The organism is Pseudomonas sp. SDO524_S393, assembly GCF_054071875.1.
Map to the genome: position 1 here is coordinate 16,218 of NZ_JBSVVZ010000014.1, position 21,587 is coordinate 37,804.

Below are 21,587 nucleotides of genomic sequence, written 5' to 3' on the forward strand. Positions count from 1 at the left end.
AGAATCATGGCTTTCACTCGCCGGGAACTGATTTCCCGTATTGCCGCCGTGGGCGGTTATTCCGCCGCGGTCAGCGCCCTGGGCGCCCTCGGGCTCACGCCCCAGGCCGTGGCCTCGACCTTTACCCCACTGCAATTGGGCAGCGCCGGCAAAGGCAAGAACGTGGTGGTGGTCGGTGCCGGGATTTCCGGCCTGGTCAGCGCCTACGAGCTGCGCAAGGCCGGCTTCAACGTCACGATCCTGGAAGCCCGTGACCGTGTGGGCGGGCGCAACTGGACCCTGCGCCGTGGTACCCGGGTCGACTTCGATGACGGTATCAGCCAGACCGTCGACTTTGACGAAGGCCAGTTCTTCAACGCCGGCCCCGCGCGCATTCCCAGCCATCACCAGACGCTGCTCGGTTACTGCCGCGAGCTGGGCGTGGAGTTGCAGGTGCTGGTCAACAGCAGCCGCAACGCCCTGGCCCTGCCCGATACCCGGCAACCCGCGTTCCAGTTGCGCCAGGCGGTGAATGACACCCGCGGCCAGCTCTCGGAACTGTTGGCGCGCACGGTAAGCCGCAAGGCCCTGGACCAGGACTTGAGCGTGGATGACCGCAAGGCGTTGCTGAATTTCCTCAAGGTCTACGGCGACCTCAACAGCGACTTCCAATACAAAGGCTCTGTGCGCTCCGGCTACACCCGCGTGCCCGGTGCCGGCGACCAGACCGGCGTGACCCGCGCGCCGCTGGAACTGCAAACCCTGCTCAACCCCAAGCTGTGGGGCGCGCTGGTATTCGATGAAATCCCGGAGTTCTCCTCGACCATGTTCCAGCCGGTGGGCGGCATGGACCGCATTCCGGCGGCGTTCTACGAGCACCTCAAGGATGCGGTGCGCCTGAACGCCGAAGTCACCGACATCCAGACCTCCGAGCACGGTAGCCGTATCGCTTATCGCGACCGTATCAGCGGCAAGGCTCAGGTGCTGAGTGCCGACTACGCCATCGTCACCGTGCCCCTGCCGTTGCTGGCGAAATTGCCGAGCAACTTCAGCGCGCCGTTCAAGCAAGCGATCCAGACCGCGCAAAGCGACCAGGCCAACAAGGTGGCCTGGCAGTCGCCGCGCTTCTGGGAGACCGACTTCAACATCTACGGCGGCTTGTCGTACCTCGACCATGAAGTCAAAGGCCTCTGGTACCCCAGCGACCGCCTCAACAGTGCCCAGGGCATTCTGGTGGCGGCCTACAACACCAGCGAATCGGCCCAGGCATTCAGCCGCAAATCCCTCGCTGAACAGTTCGCCTCGTCGCGCCAGGCGGTGGAGCTGCTGCACCCCGGCCACAGCGCCAAACTGCACAAACCGGTGGCGATCAACTGGTCGAAGGTCAGCTTCAGCAAGGGCCCGTGGATCGTCAACGACGAGGTCGGTGAAAGCGCCTACCGCCTGCTCAACGAGCCCCAGGGCCGCACTTACCTGGCCAGCGACGCCCTGGCCCATGGCGGCGTGGGCATCTGGCAGAACAGCGCCGCCGATTCGGCGCGACGCATCGTGTCGCTGATCGGCCGCCACGCCGAACGCCAGCAACCGGGCGTAGCCGCCTGACATTTCTCACTCAAGGACTGATCCCATGAAAACCCTCTTCGCAGGCTTGCTGATGACCGCTACCACCCTCACCGCCCACGCCGATGACATCAAGCGTGTGCCGCTGCCCAACTCCAGCTTCCCGATTTCCTTGGCGGTGTCGGTTCCGCCGCAGACCGAATTGCTGTTTGTGAGCGGCCTGCTCGCCGACCTGCATGACCGCACTGCGCCCAAGGATTCGTTCGCCGCCTACGGCAACACCGCGACCCAGACCACGTCGATCCTCAACAAGCTCAAGGGTGTGCTGCAAGACCAGGGCCTGGACCTGGGCGATGTGGTGCAACTGCGTGTCTTCCTGGTAGGCGATCCGGCCAAGGGCGGCAAGCTGGATTTCGCCGGGTTGCAGGAAGGCTACACACCGTTCTTCGGCAGTGCCGAGCAACCGAAGAAACCCGCACGCACCGCCGTGCAGGTGGTGTCGCTGCCGCTGCCGGGCGGCCTGGTGGAAATAGAGGCGGTTGCCGCGCGCAAACGCTGACCAGGACATCCACCGAGTTCAAGGAGCTTCACTCCCATGCACACCCGCCCCCTATTGCTGCCGCTGTCACTGGCGTGCGGCCTGGCATCGCTCGGCCTCGACGCGGCCGAAGAACGTTCCCCCACCCTCGACACCGTGGTGGTCACCGGCAACCGTGGCGCCGAACAACGCACGGTCACCACCAGCCCCACCCCCATCGATGTGATCAGCGGCGAGCAGTTGCGCGCCGTGGGCAAACCCAGCCTGCTGGAAGCGCTGGGCAAGCTGATCCCCTCGTTCAACCTGCCCGACCGCGCCGGCTGGGATGCCAGCGGTGTGGTGCGCTCGGCCACCCTGCGCGGCCTCACCGCCTCTCACGTGCTGGTGTTGGTCAATGGCAAGCGCCGGCACACCAGCGCGACCCTGAACATCAACGGCATCAACAGCGGCGCGGCGCCCAGTGACCTCGACCTGATCCCGGTGGCGGCCATCGACCATGTGGAAGTGCTGCGCGACGGCGCCGCTGCCCAGTACGGCTCGGATGCGATTTCCGGGGTGATCAATATCATCCTCAAGCAAACCACTGGCGGCAGTTCCGACACCATCCTGGGGCAGAACTACGACGGCAAGCGCGGCACTGGCCAGGAGGCCTTGAATTACGGGTTCCAGGTGGGTGAAGGCGGTGTGCTCAATGTGTCCCTCGACACCCGTTATCAGGAGCGCGACAACAAGGCCGGCAGCAACGGCTACAGCAGCCATTACTACCCGCTGGCCGACGGCTCGCCGGACCCGCGCGAGGCCAGCGCCAGCCACCATACCTACAAGGGTTATGGCGCGCCGCGCAGCCAGCTGGCCGATGTGGCCTACAACCTCGACCTGCCGCTGAACGACCACCTGACGCTGTATTCGTTTTCTACCCTGGCCACCCGCGAGAACAACGACGGCCAGAACTTCCGTCTGCCCAACGGGCGCAACACCATCACCACCGGGCCCAACGGCTATCCCGACGGCTACAGCCCGTACTGGCTGGTCAACGAGACGGACTTCCAGTCGGCCTTCGGCGCCAAGGGTGACGATGTGGCCGGCTGGGCCTGGGACCTGAGCAGCACCTACGGGCGCAACTACGCCAAGCAACGCACCTACGACAACCAGAACCCGTCCCTGGGAGAAAGCACACCGAACAAGTTCACCTCGGGGATCTACATCACCGACCAGTTGACCAGCAACCTGGACCTGAAAAACAGCTATGAGATTGGCCTGGCCAAACCGCTGGATGTAGCGTTCGGCTTCGAGCATCGGCGTGAAAGCTACGAAACCCGTGCCGGCTCCGAGGCCTCCTACATCGACGGCGGCTATGTGTTCCCGGTCGGCCATCCGCGTGCCGGGCAAAGCCCCGACCCGGGGGCGCAGGTGACCAATGGCATCAGCCCGCAGGACGCGGCGAAGATCAGCCGCAACAGCGTCGCCAGCTACATCGACCTGGGTTTCTACCCCACCGAGCAGTGGTACATCGGCGTGGCCGGGCGCTACGAGCATTACAACGAAGGCGTGGGCGGCACCCGCAGCGGCAAGCTCAGCACCCGCTATGCGTTCAGCCCGCTGTTCTCGGTGCGTGGCACCTTGAGCAACGGCTTTCGCGCGCCGTCCCTGGCCAACGAGATCTTCACCGCACGCTCCACCGGTTTCGACACCATCAATGGCGTATACCAGTCGTACAACTACGTGATCCTGCCGGTGGACTCAGCCGGGGCCCAGGCGCTGGGAGCCAAGTCGTTGAAGCCGGAACGCTCCACCAACTTCAGCCTCGGCTTTGCCCTCACCCCCAGCGATGACCTGAGTCTGACCGTGGACGGCTACGTGATCAACCTGCGCGACCGCCTGGTGCTCAGCGAACGCTTCCAGGGCCCGGGGGTCGCGGCCCTGCTGGAGGGCATCGGCGTGCCGGCCACGGCGGGCGCGCAGTACTTCACCAACGGCGCCAACACCCGGACCTCGGGCGTCGACGTGGTGGGCAACTACCGGCAGAACCTCGACCGCTACGGGTCGGTGAAGTGGACGGCAGCGCTGAACTACAACCACACGCAAATCCTCAGCGTCAACGACACGCCGGCGGAACTGCGCGCCCTGGGCGACTTCCAGTTGATGGGGCGCCAGTCCCGTGCGTTGATCACCCAGACCTCGCCCAGCAGCAAGCTGATTTTCTCGGCCGATTGGGCGATCCATGATGTCAACGTGAACCTGCGTCTGACCCGCTATGGCACCTACACCGAGGTCAACAGCTCCAGCGACGCCAGCCTCGATCGCACCTACTCGGCCAAGTGGATCACCGACCTCGACGTGGCCTATGCCCTCACCAAACAACTGACCGTGGCGGTGGGCGCGCAGAACCTGTTCGACAAGTACCCCGACCACATTGGCGTGAAGAATTCCTCGTTCGGCGACAACTGGGGCAGTTACTCGCCGTTCGGGTTCACGGGGGGTTATTACTACAGTCGCGTGCAGTATGCGTTCTGATCAGCAACCGCTGGCCAGGCGCTCGCGCAGAAACTCCACCAGCGCCTGCACCGGTCGCGAGCTTTGCCGGTGCTGGGGGTACACCGCCGACAACGTCAGAGCCTCGGGGGCGAACGCGTCCAGCAAGGTCACCAGGCGCCCGTCCTGCAAGGCCTCGGCGACGATGAACGTCGGCAGGTAGGTGATGCCCAGGCCGGCCACGGCGGTGTCGCGCAACAGCTCGCCGTTGTTGACGCGCATCCGCCCGCTGACATTCAACGCCTGCACCTTGCCCTTGGTCTGGAACCGCCATTGCACCTGGCGGCCATGGCCGTAGGGCAGGCAATCGTGGTCGGCCAGGTCCTCGGGTTTCAATGGCGTACCGCGCAAGGCCAGGTAGTCGGGACTGGCGCAGTACACCCGCGGGATGCTGGCGATGCGGCGGGCGATCAGGGTGGAATCTTCCAGGGTGCCGATGCGCAGCACCAGGTCGTAGCCTTCGCCGATCAGGTCCACGGGGCGGTCGCTCAGGTCGACCTCCACCGACACCAGCGGGTGGCGTTGCAGAAACACCGGCAGCAGGCAGCCCAGGTGCGCCATGGCAAACGACAGCGGCGCACTCAGGCGAATCGTGCCGCGCGGCTCGCTGTTCTGGCCGGCAATGCCCTGCTCCACCTGCTCGACTTCGGCAAGCAGGCGCAGCGCGGACTCGTAGTAACTCTGGCCCAGCGGCGTGACATCCAGCCGTCGCGTGGAACGGTTGAGCAGGCGCACGCCCAGGCGGTCTTCCAGCTGGATCAGACGCCGGCTGACGAATTGCTTGGACAGGCCCAGTTGGTCAGCGGCGGCGGTGAAACTGCCGGACTCCATGACCTGACAGAACAGGCGCATGTCTTCGAAGGGGTTCATTGTCGCTTCTCGGTGGACATTTTTCGGATTTATAGCCTGCCAGTGGCCACACCACAAAACAAAATGTGGGAGCTGGCTTGCCTGCGATGGCGCTGTGTCAGCCGACGTTACTGTCGACTGATACACCGCCATCGCGGGCAAGCCCGGCTCCCACAGGGTTCAACAGGGTTCTACGGCACTGCTTAGCGGGTAAACGCCGCGTAGCTGTTCATCAGGTTGCGGTAGTTGGGGATGCGCGGCGACAGCAGGTTGGCCAGGCCCTCCATGTCGTTGCGCCAGTCCACTTGCAGCTCGCAGGCCACGGAGAACCAGTTCACCAATTGCGCGCCAGCTGCTGTCATGCGTGCCCAGGCGGCTTGTTGCACGGTTTCGTTGAAGGTCCCGGAGGCGTCGGTGACCACGAACACTTCAAAGCCTTCAGCCAGGGCCGACAGGGTCGGGAAAGCCACGCAGACGTCCGTCACCACACCGGCGATGATCAGTTGCTTGCGACCGGTGGCTTTCACCGCCTGGACAAAGTCGGCATTGTCCCAGGCATTGATCTGGCCAGGACGCGGAATGTATGGCGCATCCGGAAACAGCTCTTTCAACTCGGGCACCAGCGGGCCGTTGGGGCCGGTTTCGAAGCTGGTGGTGAGGATGGTCGGCAACTTGAAGAACTTCGCCAGGTCGGCCAGGGCCAGCACGTTGTTCTTGAACTCGTTCGGCGAGAAATCCTGTACGAGGGAGATCAGGCCGGTCTGGTGATCGACCAACAGGACGACCGCATCATCTTTGTTCAAACGGTTGTAAGCCATGAGGGTAACTCCTTTGGGGGTTTGAAGCGTTTTTCAGAAGGCAAAACACGAGCAGCCGAACGCCCCCCAGAAACCCTGGAAGTCGCTGACCGGCACGTTGGAAAGACGCGCTTTTTCGTGGCCGTGGGCGTGCACGCCGCACGGACCGCTGCACTGGTGTACCTGAGCTTGCAACGGCGAAGCCGGACGCCAGTGCCCCGGCACCTTGACCACCGGCGACCAGTCCGGCAGCACCGGCACCCGTGGCGGTGCGTAATCCTCGAAGTCACCGGCGCCGTACACCACCTTGCCGCCGACCACGGTCAACACCGACTCGATCCACTTGATGGCTTCTTCATCGACGCTGAAAAAGTCCGCCGACAGCGCGGCCACGTCCGCCAGTTGGCCGACCTTGATCTGGCCCTTCTTGCCCTGTTCGGACGAGAACCAGGCGCTGCCATGGGTGAACAGTTCCAGTGCGGTGAGGCGCGGCAGGCCTTCGGCATGCAACTCCAGGCCGCCGACGGTGCGACCGCTGACCATCCAGTACAGCGAGGTCCACGGGTTGTAGCTCGACACCCGCGTGGCGTCGGTGCCCGCTCCCACCGGCACGCCTTCGGCCAGCATGCGCTTGATCGGCGGCGTGGCCTCGGCGGCCTTGGCGCCGTAGCGCTCGACAAAGTATTCGCCCTGGAAGGCCATGCGGTCCTGGATCGCAATGCCGCCGCCCAACGCACGCACGCGCTCGATATTTTTCGGGGTGATGGTCTCGGCGTGGTCGAAGAACCAAGGCAGGCCATTGAACGGAATGTCGCGGTTGACCTTCTCGAACACATCGAGCATGCGCGAAATGGACTCGTCATAGGTGGCGTGCAGACGGAACGGCCAGCGCTGTTCCACCAGGTGACGCACCACCGGTTCCAGTTCCTGCTCCATGGTCAGCGGCAGGTCCGGGCGTGGCTCCAGGAAATCTTCGAAATCCGCGGCCGAAAACACCAGCATCTCGCCGGCGCCGTTGTGTCGCAGGTAATCATCGCCCTGGTGCAGGGTGACGCTGCCGGTCCAGTTCTTGAAGTCGGCCAGCTCTTCCTTGGGCTTCTGGGTGAACAGGTTGTAGGCGATGCGCACCGTCAACTGTTCCTCCTTGGCCAACTGTTCGATCACCGCATAGTCATCCGGATAGTTCTGGAAGCCGCCGCCGGCATCGATGGCACTGGTCAGGCCCAGGCGATTGAGTTCACGCATGAACTGGCGCGTCGAGTTGACCTGATACTCCAATGGCAGCTTGGGGCCCTTGGCCAGGGTGGCGTAGAGGATCATCGCGTTGGGTCGCGCCACCAGCATGCCGGTGGGGTTGCCCTGGCTGTCACGCACGATCTCGCCGCCCGGCGGGTTGGGCGTGTCCTTGGTGTACCCGGCCACGCGCAGGGCCGCGCGGTTGAGCAAGGCGCGGTCGTACAGGTGCAGCACGAACACCGGGGTGTCCGGCGCGGCCTGGTTGAGTTCGTCCAGGGTGGGCAGGCGCTTTTCGGCGAACTGGAATTCGTTCCAGCCGCCCACCACGCGCACCCATTGCGGCGTCGGGGTGCGGTCGGCCTGGTCCTTGAGCATGCGCAGGGCATCGGCCAGGGACGGCACGCCTTCCCAGCGCAACTCGAGGTTGTAGTTCAATCCGCCACGGATCAGGTGCAGGTGCGAGTCATTGAGACCGGGGATGACGGTACGGCCCTTGAGGTCGATGACCTGGGTGCCGCTGCCGCGCAAGGCCAGGGCCTCACCGTCGGTGCCGACGACGACGAAGCGCCCATCACTGATGGCGACGGCGGTGGCGCGCGGGTTTTCACGGTCCACGGTGTGGAACTGTCCATTGAACAGAATCAGGTCGGCGTTCATAGGGTTTCCTTTACAGAGGCTTCAAGCCAGGGAGCGAACAGGCGGGTGGCCGCCGGCATCAGCAGGTAGACCACCAGCAAGACGATGGTCAGGGTCACCAGGAAGGTGGCGACCACGTAATTGGAGAGGAACGGGTGCAGACGCAGCACCGGGCCCCACAGGATCGGCACCAGCAGGGTCAGCGGCAGGATCACGCACAGCGTGACCACCGCCTGCTTCCAGCGTGGCGGCTTGAAGGCGCTGTCGGCCAGTGGCGCGAACCAGAATTCGTTGAGCGCACCGACTTCAGTGTTGTCGCCATCGGCGAGCATCGGCGCGGCTTCGTCGACCAGTGCTTTGCGCTGGGGGGAGTCGAGCCACAACTCGAGGTCGTCGGTGGAGCGGTAACGCAGTACGCAGGTGAACAGCGCCAGGCCGTTCTGCTGGCTGCGGACCACATCGACGCCAAGGTGGCCGGGGCGTTCACCGGCGATGCGCACGATGCGGCGCAGCCAGGTTTCGTAGTCGGCCTCACAGCCTGGTTTGATCAGGTGCTTGACGACCAGGGTGACGACTTCGTCGGGGCCGGTTTGGGGTGTTGGGTCCATGGTGATGCGTCTCCCCCGGGAGTGTTGAGCGATGAGGGGAGTTTGGTGGAGTTGGGGGTGTGGGGATTGGATGTTTGTGCTGTGCTTTTTGGGATTGTGGGTAGATCCGTTGCTGCGGTAACGGCGGGTTGCGGTTCCGCTTTTACAGCGGCTCACTTTTGAAAAGAGCCGGAACGCCGGCCAGCGTGTTTGATGGGGCGCTCAAGATCAAAATCAAAAGCAAAGCCAGAGCAGATTGATATCTACCTGATATAGGAGATCCAAATTGTGGGAGCGGGCTTGCTCGCGAAAGCGGTGGATCAGTTAGAGATGTAATAGCTGACACGCCGCCTTCGCGGGCAAGCCCGCTCCCACATTTGGACCGAGACCGGCTTCCAGAACCCCGTCGGCTACCAGGACGGCGGCTCACGGATTCAAGCCGGACTGAGGGCATGCCGAGCCATATACTCCCCAATCCGCCCCCGCAACCACCGCTCCGCCGGGTCATTGTCATGCACCCCGCTCCACACCATCGACAACTCCGCCGCATCGATCTCGAACGGCGGGTCCTCGGCCCGCAGCGAGGTCCCCTCGGTCAACGCACAGGCCGCATAATCCGGCACGGTCGCAATGATCTGCGTGCCCGCCAGCAAGGCCCGCAACCCGCTGAACTGCGGCACCGCCAGCACCACCCGGCGGGCGCGGCCTATACGCGCCAGGTCCAGGTCGATATTGCCGCTCAGGTCCCCCGAAAACGACACCATCGCATGGGGCCGTTCGCAGTAGTCGTCCAGGGTCAGCGGCGCGGCGCCGTCATCGCCACGCAATACCTTGCACGGAATATCCCGCAGTTTCTTGCGCTTGGCATTCGCCGGCAGTTCCGTGGTGTAACTGACCCCCACCGAAATCTCGCCACTGGCCAGCAGCGATGACATCAACAGGTAGTTGGCGCGGCGTACCACCACGACAATGCCCGGGGCTTCTTCGCGCAGACGGCTGAGCAACGGCGGAAACAGCCCGAACTCGGCGTCATCGGACAGGCCGATGCGGAACACCGCGCAGCTGGAGGAAGGGTCGAAATCCTTGGCGCGGCTGACGGCGCCGGAAATGGTGTCCATGGCCGGTTGCAACTCCTTGAGTATCGCCACGGCGCGTGGCGTGGGCTCCATGCCCCGCCCGTTGCGCAGCAGCAACGGGTCGTCGAACAAGTCCCGCAAACGCCCCAGTGCCGCACTCACCGCCGGTTGGCCCATGAAGAGTTTTTCGGCGACCCGGGTCAGGTTCTTCTCGAACATCAAGGCCTCGAAAATCACCAGCAGGTTCATGTCGACGCGGCGCAGGTCGTTGCGGTTCATGGGCGTATCCACAGGGTTGTCAGGCGGCCAGAAAAGCACGCAAAGCCACGCCGGGATTGCACGCCTGTGCTGTCTTTTGTGTGCCCGCCGCTGGCGAAATTAACAACGATTAACTCGTCAGCCAGACGGTTCGGCACCAAGAATGAGCCGGTCTACACTGCATCCATTCAACGGGAACGCTCCCATCGACTGCGGATATTTGTCATGGCCCGACTCGCGCACTGTACTCCCCGTTTATCCGCCACCGGCGGCCTGTGCCCACGGCGCGAGCGTATCGCCAAACAACTGATCCTCGACAACCTCGGCGAAAGCCTGGCGATCGCCGAACTGGCCCAGGCCTGTGCGCTGTCGCGCAGCCATTTTTCCCGCGCCTTCAAGTGCAGCACCGGGCTGTCGCCCCAGGAGTGGATTCGCCAGCAGCGCATCCAGCGAGCCAAGGAGTTGATCATCGGATCGTCCCTGAGCCTCACGCAAATCAGCCTGGAATGCGGCTTCTGCGACCAGGCGCATTTCTGCCATATGTTCACCCGCAGCGAAGGCATCAACCCGATGACCTGGCGCAATCACCACGTGCGCGACAAACCTCACGTGATCGCGGCCTAGTGGTCCTTGGCGTCGTGGCCTATGCTGGCCGCTCTTGTTTACCGGAGCATGGCCACCCATGAGTGACCTCAGTGACCAGGCCGTGCATTTCGGTCCTTACCGCATCCACCCGCGTCAGCGCCTGGTGCTGGAAGCCGGTCGTCCGCTGCGCCTGGGCCGGCGTGCGATGGACATCCTGCTGATCCTGCTGGAGCAGGCCGGCAACGTGGTGAGCAAGCAGGAACTGATCGCACGGGTGTGGCCCAAAAGCGTGGTGGAAGACGGCAACCTGCGGGTGCACATGGCGGCGTTGCGCAAGGCGTTGGGCGATGGCCAGGCCGGTCAGCGCTATATCGTCACCGTGGCCCAGCGGGGCTACAGTTTTGTCGCGCCATTGAGCATCGAGCCGATGACGCTGCCCACCGAAGGCACTCCACAGCGCCCGTGCCACAACCTGCCGTTGCGGCGTACGCGGATGATCGGTCGCCAGGCGCTGATCGACACGCTGGTGCAGCAATTGCCGCAGCAGCGCTTTATCACCCTGACCGGCGCCGGTGGCATCGGCAAGACCACCGTGGCGCTGCGCGTGGCGGAATTGTTGATCGGTCATTACCGCGACGGCATTCGCTTGCTCGACCTGGCGCCCCTCAGCACGTCCTCACTGATCCTGCCCAACCTCGCCGCCCTGCTCGATCTCACCCTGGCCGAACACGACCCGCTGCCAGGCGTGGCGCACAGCCTGCACGACCATCACTTGTTGCTGGTGATCGATAACTGCGAGCACCTGCTCGACGATATCGCACTGATCAGCGAGACCCTGCTGCGCCATGCGCCGGGCCTGCATATTCTCACCACCAGTCGCGAAGCCTTGCGCGCCGAAGGCGAACACGTGCAACGCCTGGAACCCCTGGCGTGCCCACCCGCTACCGGTAACCGCGCCCAGGCCCTGGGTTACCCGGCCCTGCAACTGCTGATCGAACGGGCGATGTCCCATCAGGACAGCTTCGAGCTCAGCGAAGCCCAATTGCCCCTGGCGATCGATATCTGCCAGCGCCTCGACGGCATCCCCCTTGCCATCGAGTTGGTGGCGGCCCAGCTCGAGCGCTTCGGCCTGCCCGGGCTGCTGGCGCAGATGGAGGACAATTTCCGCCTGCTGACCCGTGGCCGACGCAGCGCCCTGCCCCGTCACCAGACGCTGCGCGCCACACTGGACTGGAGCTTCGAGTTGCTCACGCCGTGCGAACAGATTTGCCTGCGTCGCCTGGCGGTGTTCCGGGGCGGATTCAGCCTGGCCAGCGCAGCGGCGGTGATCGCCGGGGACCGGATCGCACCGACCGAGGTGCTGGGATCGATCACCCAACTGGTGGCCAAGTCGCTGCTGAATGTGGAAGTCGGCGATGACGAAATGACCTATCGCCTGCTGGCTATCACGCGCACCTACGCCCTGGAAAAACTCAGCGCCGCAGCAGAACTCGACACCACCCGCGAACGTCATGCCGCCCGCTGCCTGGCACTGATGGATCAGGCGCAGGACGATTGGGAATTGACCGCGACCCAGACCTGGATCGACCGGTATGCGCCCCTGCGCGAAGACATCCGCGCCGCCCTCGATTGGGGCCTGGGCGAACACGGCGTGCACCTGCTGGGCATTCGCCTGACGGTCAGCGCGATGCCACTGTGGCAGGAGCTGTCATTGCTGCGCGAACACGGGCTGTACGTGGGCAAAGCCCTGGCTCGGCTGGCCGAGTCGACGGCGCCGAGCCAACGTCTGCATATGGCATTGCAACTGGCACTGGGCAGCTTTGCCTACCATACCCAGGGCGGTACGCCGCAGACCATCGAAGCCTTCGCCTGCGCGCGGCGCCTGGCGGAAGCAGGCAAGGATCTCGCCGGCCAGTTGCGCGCGGTATCGGGGCACATGGCGGTCAACCTGTGCTGCGGCAACTACCGTGAAGCCTTGGCGCAAAGCCTGCACTTCGATCAATTGGGTCCGCAGACCGAACCGTTGCTGGCCCTCAGCGCTCAACGCCTGCGGGTGCTGGCCCAGCACTTCGCCGGCCACCAGGCGCTGGCGCAGCACAACGCCGAACAGGTGATCCAGCGCATGGCCCACAGCGGCCATCTCAACCGTTTCACCCATGGTTTTGGCGTGCAGTACGACCAGAGCGTGGCGTCGCTGACCATCCTCGCGCGCATCCTCTGGTTGCGGGGGTTTCCCGAACGCGCCTGGCGCACCGCCAGCCAGGCGCTGGAACTGGCCCTGCAGATCAACCATGGCACCTCGATCTGCTACACCCTGGCCCTGGCGGGCGTAGTGATCGCCCGCTACAACGGTGACACCGCGTCGGCCCACTCACTGCTGGAGCTGTTGCTGCAACAGGCGCACAAACACTCGGTGCAGTTGTTCCACACCTGGGCCCGTCATTACGACGGCAGCGCTCAGCGTGAGGACTTGCAAGGCATTGGCCTGGTTGAAGACATCCTGGTGACCTTCGAAACGCTCGACGTGAGCGATGCCCTGCATGACCGCGCCAGAAGCGGCGCCGCCGGCTGGTGCACACCAGAGATCCTGCGAGTGCACGCCGAAGCCGTACCGGATATACGCGCTCGCGAAACTTTGCTGCTGGAAGCCCTGGGGCTGGCCCACCAACAAGGCGCGCTGGCCTGGGAATTGCGCAGTGCCGCCTCGCTGGCGCGGTTGTGGCAAGGCCAGGGGCGCCGACAGGCTGCCCGCGACCTGCTGACCTCGGTCTACGGGCGCTTCACCGAAGGTTTCGCCACCCGTGACCTACTCCGCGTACGCAGCCTGCTCGACGAGTTGCAGGACAAACGGCCGGCCTGAAAAAGCCCCCAGGTAATGCCCGTAACCCTGCTGCAAGCGCGCCACCTGCATGGGGTCGCGCAACTGCCCCAGGGCATAGCTGCGAATGCTGTTGAGCAACCGGTAGCGCTCGGGCCCCGGCCCGGGCTCCATCGTCAGCAGCGACGTCGCCACCAGGCGCTTTAGCAGGTAGGACAGGTCGGCATGTTCCAGCTCGGTGCCGGCCACCAGCTCGCTGAGTACGGGCAGGGTCACCGCCATCTTGAACAAACCCAATTGCAGGAACAGCCAACGCTCCGGCAGGCTCAAGCGCTCGTAGGTCCAGTCCAGCGCGGCTGTCAGCGATCGATGCCGTTCCACTGCCGTACGTCGACCGCCCACCAGTACCTGAAGACCCTGCCGCAATTGTGCCTGCACGCCGCGCACGCCCAGTGCTTCGACCTGGGCCGCCGCCAGCTCAAGGGCCAGGGGAATGCCATCGAGGCGCCGGCAGATGTCGCGCAGGGGCGCCAGGTCCTGCGGGCGCAGTTCGAAGCCCTGCTGGCCGGCCCGCACGCGTGCGACGAACAACTGCACTGCCGGGCAGGCCATGGCCTGTTCAACGCTACCCAGTTGCGAAAGTGCCGGCACCACCAGGCGCGGTACGGTTTGCAGCCATTCACCCGGCACATGCAGCGGTTCGCGGCTGCTCACCAACACACTCACCTGAGGCGCCAGTGCGTGCATCACCTTGACCAGATGGCGACAGGCCCCAAGCAGCAAGTCTGCACCGTCGAGCACCAGCAACAGCCGGCGTGACAGCAGCTGGCGGGCCAACGCATTGGCGTTCATGCAGGGCTCAAGGTCGAGCGCGCGGGTGATGTGGCCCAGCATCGACACCGGCGCCTGCACCGTGGCCAGGTCCACCCACCACACGCCGTCTGGATAACGCGGCAGCACGCGCTCGGCCAATGCCAGGGCCAGGGTGCTCTTGCCCACGCCGGCACACCCGGTGAGGGTCATCAGGCGTTGCCCGGACAAACGGCGTACCAGCGCCCCCAGCAGCTCGTCGCGGCCGATCACCGGGCTGAGACGGGTGGCCAGGTTGTGCCGAGGCCTGGTGGCTGGAGCGCTGTCCTGCGCCGGCACCACGAAGCAGTAACCCCGGTGGGGCTCGTTGAGAATGTAGCGCTGCCCGTCCAGTGCGCGGCGCAAGGCGGCGATGTGCACCCGCAGGTTGTTTTCTTCCACCACCGTGTTGGGCCAGACCCGGGCGATCAGGGTGTCTTTGCCGATGAATTGCCCCGGCGTCTCCAGCAACGTCGCAAGAATGTCCAGCGCCCGACCGCCCAACGGCACCGGCCAACCGCCCTTGCTGACCAGGCGTTGTTGCCGATGAAAAATGTAGGGGCCGAAGCTCACCGTGTGGGGGTTATTCATGACGGTCACCGCGCTGGAACGCCCGGTCTTGGGCGTCTGCGCATCCTTTTGCCGGAGCGTCCGGCTATCTTGCCAGCTACCTGTGACAGGACAATGCCGGCACGGGGAGCGACACGGACATTCGGGTGCGTCAGACGGACATCACCCGGTCAACTGAACTGCTGGCGGTACTGGGTGGGATTGAGGCCGAGTTTTTCACTGAACAGAAACCGCATGTAGCGCACGCTGCCGAAGCCTGCATGGAAGGCCACGGTCTTGAGCGGCAGGTCGGTGGTTTCCAGCAGCTGTCGCGCGCGGTCGATGCGTGCGCCTTGCAGAAAGGCCATGGGCGTCATCTGCACCTCCTTGGTGAACAACCGCGAGAAGTGTCGCGCACTCATGCCCGCGAACTCCGCCATCGACTCGATGCTGAAGGGTTGCTCCAGATGGGCCAGCACATGGTTCTGCACACGGGTGACCGGGGTTTCCAAAGGGGCCACGGCGGCAGTCATCGGGCTGAACTGGGCTTGCCCGCCCTGGCGCTTCATCACCACCAGCAGCACCTTCGCCACTTCCACCGCCACCTGCTTGCCGTGGTCCTGGGCGACGACCGACAGCGCCAGGTCAATGCCTGCCGTGACGCCGCCCGAGGTGATCAGGCGACCGTCCTGCAAGTAAATGCGGTCGGTCTCGACGATGGCCTTGGGGAACGCCTTGATCAACCGCTCGGTGTAATGCCAGTGGGTGGTCACGCGGTGGCCGTCCAGCAGCCCGGCATGGCCCAGCACGAAAGCGCCGGTGCAGATCGAACCGAAGCGCTGCGCCCGTGGCGCCGCCTCTCTCAGCCAGGGCAACAGCTCGGGGTGACATTTGTTATAGGCACCGGGACCGCCGGGGATCAGCAGCAGGTCATAGGCGTCCTGTGCCTGGTCCAGCGACAGGTCGGGTTGCACCTTGACGCCATTGGAGGCGTACAACGCGCCAGGTTCGGTGCCCACGGTGAGGAGCTGATAGTGGGCCGCCGCCGGCAGGTAGCGATTGGCAATGGAGAACACTTCGAGCGGTCCGGCCATGTCGAGCAAGAGGAAGTCCGGAAACAGCGCCATGGCCACGGTTTTCATAACGGGAGAGGTCCATTGAGAAGAAAGGCGGTGCGCATTATGGCATGTCTTTTATCGTCAACCTTAAAGAGACAGTTATTCAGATTTCATCTTCTTAATGGATCATCCAGTAACCATTAATCTTTTCTCAACCCCAGCGCACTGCCTTTTGCAGACCGCGCTCACTTGAGGACAAGACCATGCTGACCCTTCGCAAAGCTTCCGAACGCGGCGCCGCCAATCACGGCTGGTTGAAGTCGTTCCACACCTTCTCGTTCGCCAACTACTGGAACCCCGCCGAGCAGGGTTTTTCTGACCTGCTGGTGATCAACGACGACCGCGTGGCGGCCGGTAAAGGCTTCGGCCAACACCCGCACCGCGACATGGAGATCTTCTCGTATGTGCTTGAAGGCGCCCTGGAACACAAGGACACCCTGGGCACCGGTTCGGTGATCCGCCCCGGCGATGTGCAACTGATGAGCGCCGGCAGCGGCGTGGCCCACAGCGAGTTCAACCACAGCCAGAGCCGTGGCGTGCACTTTTTGCAGATCTGGATCGTGCCCAATGTGACCGGCGCCGAGCCACGCTATCAGCAGGAGCATTTCAGCGAGGCGCAAAAGCGTGGGCGCTTGCAGTTGATCATCTCGCCGGAAGGCACCGACGGCTCCCTCAACGTACGCCAGGACGCACGGGTGTACGCCGGGCTGTTCAACGGTGACGAAAGCGCGACTCTGGACCTGCCGCCACAACGGCATGCCTACATCCACGTGGCCCGGGGCAGCGTTGAAGTCAACGGTCAGCGCTTGCAGGAAGGCGACGGCGCCAGGGTGCGGGACGAGCGATACATCTGCCTGAGCCAGGGCGAAGACGCCGAAGTGCTGGTGTTCGACCTGCGTCCCCACGACCTTCCGCAGATGCCATGACCGGTACGGCGGTGGCCCCAAAATGGGTCATCGCTGGCGTCGATAGTCACCATCAGTGCAATGAAGTTCTCTTAAAAAATCCAGCGCGTAACATCAACCCCATACCAAGCGACACCTGAATCGAACACCTAAATCAAACATTCGGAGCACACCATCATGAAACGCCAAATCCTGCTTAGCCTCGCTTTCTCGGTTTTCGCTGTAAACGCTTTCGCTCACCCTGTTGTCGCCGAAGGCGGCGCTGATCGCCTGATGGACAGCCGCGTTGCCGAAGGCGGTGCCGATCGTCTGCAAGAACGTGGCCTGGCCGAAGGCGGTGCGGATCGTCTGCAAGAGCGTGGCCTGGCTGAAGGCGGTGCCGATCGTCTGCAAGAACGTGGCCTGGCTGAAGGCGGCGCGGATCGTCTGCTGAGCAACCATGCATAACCCCGCGCTGTTGGCGGGACACCCCAAACCGGCCTGATCAGCCGGTTTTTTTTCGTCCGCAATAACCTTTCGCCCCCTTGATTCAGTCCGTAGTGACCAGGAACTTCTTGCGATAAGCCGCCGGCAGCATGCCCACCCGCTGCTGGAACAGTCGCCGAAACGAGTTGCTGTCTTCATAACCCACCGCGTAGGTAATGCTTTCCAGCGTCATGCGGCTGGATTCGAGCATCTGCTTGGCGCGCTCCAGACGCAGTGTTTGCAGGTAGGCAATCGGCGTCAGCCCCGTGGCGTCCTTGAAGCGCCGCTTGAAATTACGTGCGCCAAAGCCGAAGCGCTGGGCGACGTCATCGATCACCAGGGATTTGGCGAAGTGCTGCTCCAGCCAATGCTGCACCTTCAGGATATCGCCGTCGCCGTGGCTTTTGGGCAGCGACCACATGGCGTACACCGACTGCTCGGTGCGCACGTTGTCGATCAACAGGTACTTGCCGCAGGTCTGGGCCAGTTCCGGCGAACCGAAGCGACGGATCAGGTGCAGCATCAAATCCATCGCCGCACTGGCGCCGCCGCAGGTGATCACGCGGTTTTCTTCGCAGAGGATCTGCCCATCGTCCAGGTTCACCCCGGGATAACGCCTCCGGAACCACTCGGCGAACGCCCAATGGGTGGTCGCGCGCAGCCCTTGCAATACGCCGGTTTCAGCCAGCAGGAAGGTAGCCGTGCACATCGAAGCCAGTACGGTGCCGCGCGCATGTTGTTCCCGCAGCCACGGGCCATAGGCGGCGAAAGCAGGCAGTGCCTCTTTCAAGGTGAACAGAAACCCGGGAACCAGCACCAGGTCGGTCCGCCCAACCTGCGCCAGCGCGCTGTTTACCTGCAAACACTGCCCGCCCCAGGCATTCACGGCCTGGCCGTCGAGGGACGCGACGGTGATTTCAAAGGGCGGGCTGTCGGCGAACAGGTTGGCGGCGCTGAGCATTTCCAAAGCCAGGGTGGCACTGGCGGCGGAACATTGATCGGCGAGGAGCAAGGTGATGTGCATAAGGAAACCTTGTTTGCGCTTTTGGCATGCAATACGTCATTTACGCACCTACCTTAGCCGATTCCACGCCCTTACAGTGCAGCCATCGATCAACTGCCTGGCGTTTTTATGAATCTCTGGTTTCGCTTGCTGCACATGCTGTCCCGCCGCCCCTGGCGCACACCGGCCCATGGTTTGGACACCACGGTCATCCGCATGCGGGTCTGGCCGCTGGACCTGGACATCAACCGGCATGTCACCAATGGCCGCTACTTTTCCCTGGCCGATATCGCACGCATGGACTTCGTGTTGCGCACCGGCGCGTTTCGCGTGGCCTTGCGCAACAAGGCACTGCCGATCGTGGGCGACACCTGGGGCAAGTTCCGCCGCGAATTGAAACTGTTCGAAGCTTTCGACGTGCATACACGCATGCTCGGCTGGGACGCCAAATGGAGCTATATGGAGCATCGTTTTGTCAGCGGCGGTCGCGTAGTCGGCGTGGTGGTGATGCGCGGGCTGTTTCGCTCCGCCAAAGGCACCCTGCCCCCGGCGGACTTCCTGGGCGAATTGGGCCTGCCCGAAGCGTCGCCGGCCATGCCGCAATGGCTCAGCGACTGGGCGCGCAGTTGTGACGAGATGAGTGGACAGTTGCGGGAAGAAGAGCACACCTGAACAACACCTTTGAGGGTTCAGGTCAGGGGTAAGCCGATTGATTGTGATGAACAGGAATTACTGTGGTGAGCAGGCTTGCCGAATCGTCGTACCGCCCGCGCCGGGGCGCGCAGCGGCCCTGAGACCTGCCACCCCGTTTTTCTGGAGAAACGCGGTGATCTGGTTATAGACCAGCCAACCCCAGATGCTCGCGCAGGGTCGAGCCTTCGTACGCGGTGCGGAACAAGCCCTTGCGTTGCAGGTGTGGAATCACGCTTTCGACAAACTCAGTGAACGATCCCGGCAGGTAGCCCGGGGAAATCACGAATCCGTCGCAACCGCCCTGTTCGAACAACGCCGCCAACTGGTCAGCGATCTGTGCGCCGGTGCCCACCAGTTGCGGCACGCGCACGCTGCTGGCGAAGATGCGCCCGAGTTGCTCCAGGGTGGTGTCCGGGCCCTGCATCAGCAGCTTTTCGGCGGCAGCGGCATGGATCAGCGGCGACTGGGCGATCTCGGCCAGGGTAGCGCTCAGCGGGAATGGCGACAGGTCCACGTTCAGTTGCGAGGCCAGTGTCACCAGGCCCAACTCCGGCCGCGCCAGGGCATTGTGCCGGTCGCGCTTGGCGCGGGCTTCGGCTTCGCTGCCGCCAATGAACGGCATGACCGCCGTGAGCACTTTGCAGCTGTCAGCCCCGCGGCCTTGTTGCACCACTTGCGCACGCACGTCATCGCGAAACGCACGCATGGCCGCCAGGTGCGGGTGAATGGTGAAAATCGCCTCGGCCCAACGTGCCCCAAAGCGTCGTCCACGCCCGGACGAACCGGCCTGGATCAGCACGGGCCGGCCCTGGGGCGTGCGCGGAATGTTCAACGGGCCCTCGACCTTGAACCATTCGCCCTGGTGCTGCACCGACCGAATCAATGCCGGGTCCGCCAGCACACCGCTTTCGCGATCCAGCTTGAGGGCGTCCTTGCCCCAGCTGTTCCAGAGTTTCAGCGCGACTTCGACGAATTCGTCGGCGCGGTCATAACGCAGGTCATGTTCCAGATGCTTGTCCTTGCCGAACAGGCGCCCTTCGCTGTCGTTCATCGAGGTGACGATGTTCCAGGCCGCGCGGCCCCTGGACAGGTGGTCGAGGGTGGCGAACTCGCGGGCGATGTGCGCCGGTTCGTAATAAGTGGTGGAGCGCGTGGCGCCCAGGCCCAGCTTGCGGGTCTGCCCCACCAGATAAGACAGGATCGGCAACGGGTCGAGGCGCGTGGCGTCCTGGGCGCCATGGCGCAGGGCAAACTCGCGGGAGCCGCCCATCTGGTCGCCCACCGCGAGGCGGTCGGCGAAGAACAGAAAGTCGAACAACCCCTCTTCCACCACCCTGGCCACACGGGCGTAGTAATCGGGATCGAGGTAGTTGCCCTGGGTTTGCGGGTGGCGCCATACCGCATGGCTGTGCACCACCGGCCCGCTCAACAGGAATGCGGATAAATGGATCTGGCGGCTCATGGTTTTGGCGTCCACAGGGTGATATCGGCGGCTTTCAGCGGCTTGGGAATCAGCTTGGCGGCGTAGTAGGTATCGGCGATGCGTTGCTGTTCGGCGAGGTTGCCCACCTTGACCGGGATGATGTCGTAGCTGCGTCGGCTGTTGGCCAGTTCCACCGTGGCCGGTGGGATATTGCCCCACAACGGTCCGAGAATTTCAGCGGCTTCCCTGGGATGGGCTTTCACCCACTGGCCGGTCTCGCGCAGGGTGTCGAAGGTGGCTTGCAGCACCTCGGGATGCGCCTTGGCGAACTTCGTGGTGGCCAGGTAGAACCGGTTGTAGTCAGCGAGGCCATCCTTGCCGTCGGCGATTACCCGCACATGGTGCTCGAGTTGTTGGGTGGCAAGGAACGGGTCCCAGATGACCCATGCATCCACGCTGCCGCTGGCGAACGCCGCGCCGCCATCCGGCGCTTCGAGGTAACGCGGGGTGATATCGGCCAGGGTCAGCCCGGCTTTCTTCAGCGCAGAGATCAACAGAAAGTTGCTGCCCGAGCCCTTGGACACGGCCACCGTCTTGCCCTTGAGGTCGGCGAGGCTGTGGATCGGCGATTTGTCCTGCACGATGATCGCCTGGGCGCCGGGGGATGAGTTTTCCTGGGCGTAATAGGTCAACGGGGCATCGGCGGCCTGGGTAAACAGGGCGAAGGCATCGGCCACGTCCGCGTGCAGATCGACACTGCCGGCGTTCAGCGAGCTGAGCAGGCCGGTACTGAACTCATGCCAGCTGACAGTGAAACCCAGCGGCTTGAGGCGCTGTTCGAGCTGGCCATTTTGCTTGAGCAGAATCCACAACGTGGACGAACGCTGGTAGCTGATATCGAGGGTCTGTTCGGCGTGGGCTGCCGCTGCGGCAAATAGCAGGCTGGCGGCGATAACGATTTTCCTGAGGGTCATGAAAGGCCTTGGCGTAGAAACGGTGAAAGGAAGTTGCATATGCCCAAAGACGGCACAAAGCCTGGCAATAAAGTTAATTCGATTATATTAAGGACGAGCGATTATGAAAGAACCCTATAATTCTATCGTTATGCCCAATTCGTCGGACGGTGCAAAA

Annotated in this window: 18 protein-coding genes; 8 read left to right on the top strand and 10 right to left on the bottom strand. The window is 63.7% G+C overall.

The window, feature by feature from the left end; genetic code table 11:
• Positions 1 to 6 precede the first annotated feature (6 nt).
• From ACW9IB_RS08580 to ACW9IB_RS08590, 3 genes are read left to right on the top strand one after another with little or no spacing between them, the layout of a single operon-like run.
• Positions 7 to 1,581 carry an FAD-dependent oxidoreductase gene (locus ACW9IB_RS08580; protein WP_457413232.1) on the top strand — a complete coding sequence of 525 codons (1,575 nt, stop codon included), beginning with the start codon at positions 7 to 9 and terminating at the stop codon, positions 1,579 to 1,581.
• Positions 1,582 to 1,606: 25 nt separating this feature from the next.
• The gene (locus ACW9IB_RS08585) at positions 1,607 to 2,098 is read left to right on the top strand and encodes a RidA family protein (RefSeq protein ID WP_457413233.1); all 492 of its coding nucleotides are present in this window, start codon (positions 1,607 to 1,609) and stop codon (positions 2,096 to 2,098) included.
• Between the two features lie 36 nt (positions 2,099 to 2,134).
• Positions 2,135 to 4,591 carry a TonB-dependent receptor plug domain-containing protein gene (locus ACW9IB_RS08590; RefSeq protein ID WP_457413234.1) on the top strand — a complete coding sequence of 819 codons (2,457 nt, stop codon included), beginning with the start codon at positions 2,135 to 2,137 and terminating at the stop codon, positions 4,589 to 4,591.
• On the opposite strand, the gene ACW9IB_RS08595 is transcribed toward ACW9IB_RS08590, so the two are convergent.
• The 5 genes from ACW9IB_RS08595 to ACW9IB_RS08615 all read right to left on the bottom strand — a co-directional run bounded on the left by ACW9IB_RS08595 (position 4,592) and on the right by ACW9IB_RS08615 (position 10,069).
• Positions 4,592 to 5,479, bottom strand: a complete 888-nt coding sequence (locus ACW9IB_RS08595; protein WP_457364030.1) for a LysR family transcriptional regulator — start codon at positions 5,477 to 5,479, stop codon at positions 4,592 to 4,594.
• A gap of 182 nt (positions 5,480 to 5,661) precedes the next feature.
• A complete protein-coding gene (gene ycaC, locus ACW9IB_RS08600; protein ID WP_457364031.1) occupies positions 5,662 to 6,276 on the bottom strand; it encodes an isochorismate family cysteine hydrolase YcaC in 615 nt (204 codons plus the stop codon).
• A 33-nt stretch (positions 6,277 to 6,309) separates the two neighbouring features.
• Positions 6,310 to 8,148: an amidohydrolase gene (locus tag ACW9IB_RS08605; RefSeq protein WP_457364032.1), complete on the bottom strand. Its 1,839-nt coding sequence runs from the start codon at positions 8,146 to 8,148 to the stop codon at positions 6,310 to 6,312.
• The gene (locus ACW9IB_RS08610) at positions 8,145 to 8,735 is read right to left on the bottom strand and encodes an antibiotic biosynthesis monooxygenase (protein WP_457364033.1); all 591 of its coding nucleotides are present in this window, start codon (positions 8,733 to 8,735) and stop codon (positions 8,145 to 8,147) included. The genes ACW9IB_RS08605 and ACW9IB_RS08610 overlap by 4 nt, the downstream gene beginning before the upstream one ends.
• 413 nt (positions 8,736 to 9,148) lie before the next feature.
• On the bottom strand, positions 9,149 to 10,069 hold the full coding sequence (locus tag ACW9IB_RS08615) for a LysR substrate-binding domain-containing protein (RefSeq protein WP_457413236.1): 921 nt from the start codon (positions 10,067 to 10,069) through the stop codon (positions 9,149 to 9,151).
• 204 nt (positions 10,070 to 10,273) lie between these two features.
• On the opposite strand from ACW9IB_RS08615, the gene ACW9IB_RS08620 reads away from it, so the two are divergent.
• Complete coding sequence (locus ACW9IB_RS08620) at positions 10,274 to 10,672, top strand: helix-turn-helix domain-containing protein (protein ID WP_457413237.1); 399 nt, start codon at positions 10,274 to 10,276, stop codon at positions 10,670 to 10,672.
• A 58-nt stretch (positions 10,673 to 10,730) separates the two neighbouring features.
• Entirely contained in the window at positions 10,731 to 13,493 is a 2,763-nt protein-coding gene (locus tag ACW9IB_RS08625; RefSeq protein WP_457413238.1) for an ATP-binding protein, read from the top strand.
• Here ACW9IB_RS08625 and ACW9IB_RS08630 read toward each other — a convergent pair.
• Together ACW9IB_RS08630 and ACW9IB_RS08635 are read right to left on the bottom strand one after the other, a co-directional pair.
• A complete protein-coding gene (locus ACW9IB_RS08630) occupies positions 13,440 to 14,891 on the bottom strand; it encodes a winged helix-turn-helix domain-containing protein (RefSeq protein ID WP_457413239.1) in 1,452 nt (483 codons plus the stop codon). The two genes, ACW9IB_RS08625 and ACW9IB_RS08630, sit on opposite strands and share 54 nt — an antisense overlap.
• A 149-nt stretch (positions 14,892 to 15,040) precedes the next feature.
• A complete protein-coding gene (locus ACW9IB_RS08635) occupies positions 15,041 to 15,991 on the bottom strand; it encodes a GlxA family transcriptional regulator (protein ID WP_457413240.1) in 951 nt (316 codons plus the stop codon).
• 179 nt (positions 15,992 to 16,170) lie between these two features.
• Here ACW9IB_RS08635 and ACW9IB_RS08640 point away from each other — a divergent pair, with 179 nt between their 5' ends.
• On the top strand, positions 16,171 to 16,893 hold the full coding sequence (locus tag ACW9IB_RS08640) for a pirin family protein (RefSeq protein ID WP_457413241.1): 723 nt from the start codon (positions 16,171 to 16,173) through the stop codon (positions 16,891 to 16,893).
• 156 nt (positions 16,894 to 17,049) lie between these two features.
• Positions 17,050 to 17,319: a hypothetical protein gene (locus ACW9IB_RS08645; protein ID WP_457413242.1), complete on the top strand. Its 270-nt coding sequence runs from the start codon at positions 17,050 to 17,052 to the stop codon at positions 17,317 to 17,319.
• 82 nt (positions 17,320 to 17,401) lie between these two features.
• Here ACW9IB_RS08645 and ACW9IB_RS08650 read toward each other — a convergent pair whose 3' ends face one another.
• A complete protein-coding gene (locus tag ACW9IB_RS08650) occupies positions 17,402 to 18,361 on the bottom strand; it encodes a GlxA family transcriptional regulator (RefSeq protein WP_457413243.1) in 960 nt (319 codons plus the stop codon).
• 108 nt (positions 18,362 to 18,469) lie between these two features.
• Between ACW9IB_RS08650 and ACW9IB_RS08655 the strand changes: the two genes are divergently transcribed.
• Positions 18,470 to 19,012: a thioesterase family protein gene (locus tag ACW9IB_RS08655; protein ID WP_457413245.1), complete on the top strand. Its 543-nt coding sequence runs from the start codon at positions 18,470 to 18,472 to the stop codon at positions 19,010 to 19,012.
• A 163-nt stretch (positions 19,013 to 19,175) separates the two neighbouring features.
• Here ACW9IB_RS08655 and ACW9IB_RS08660 read toward each other — a convergent pair whose 3' ends face one another.
• Both ACW9IB_RS08660 and ACW9IB_RS08665 read right to left on the bottom strand, forming a co-directional pair.
• A complete protein-coding gene (locus ACW9IB_RS08660; RefSeq protein ID WP_457413246.1) occupies positions 19,176 to 20,495 on the bottom strand; it encodes an LLM class flavin-dependent oxidoreductase in 1,320 nt (439 codons plus the stop codon).
• Positions 20,492 to 21,430, bottom strand: coding sequence for an aliphatic sulfonate ABC transporter substrate-binding protein (locus tag ACW9IB_RS08665; protein ID WP_457413248.1), 939 nt, complete (start codon positions 21,428 to 21,430; stop codon positions 20,492 to 20,494). The genes ACW9IB_RS08660 and ACW9IB_RS08665 overlap by 4 nt, the downstream gene beginning before the upstream one ends.
• Positions 21,431 to 21,587: the final 157 nt, after the last annotated feature.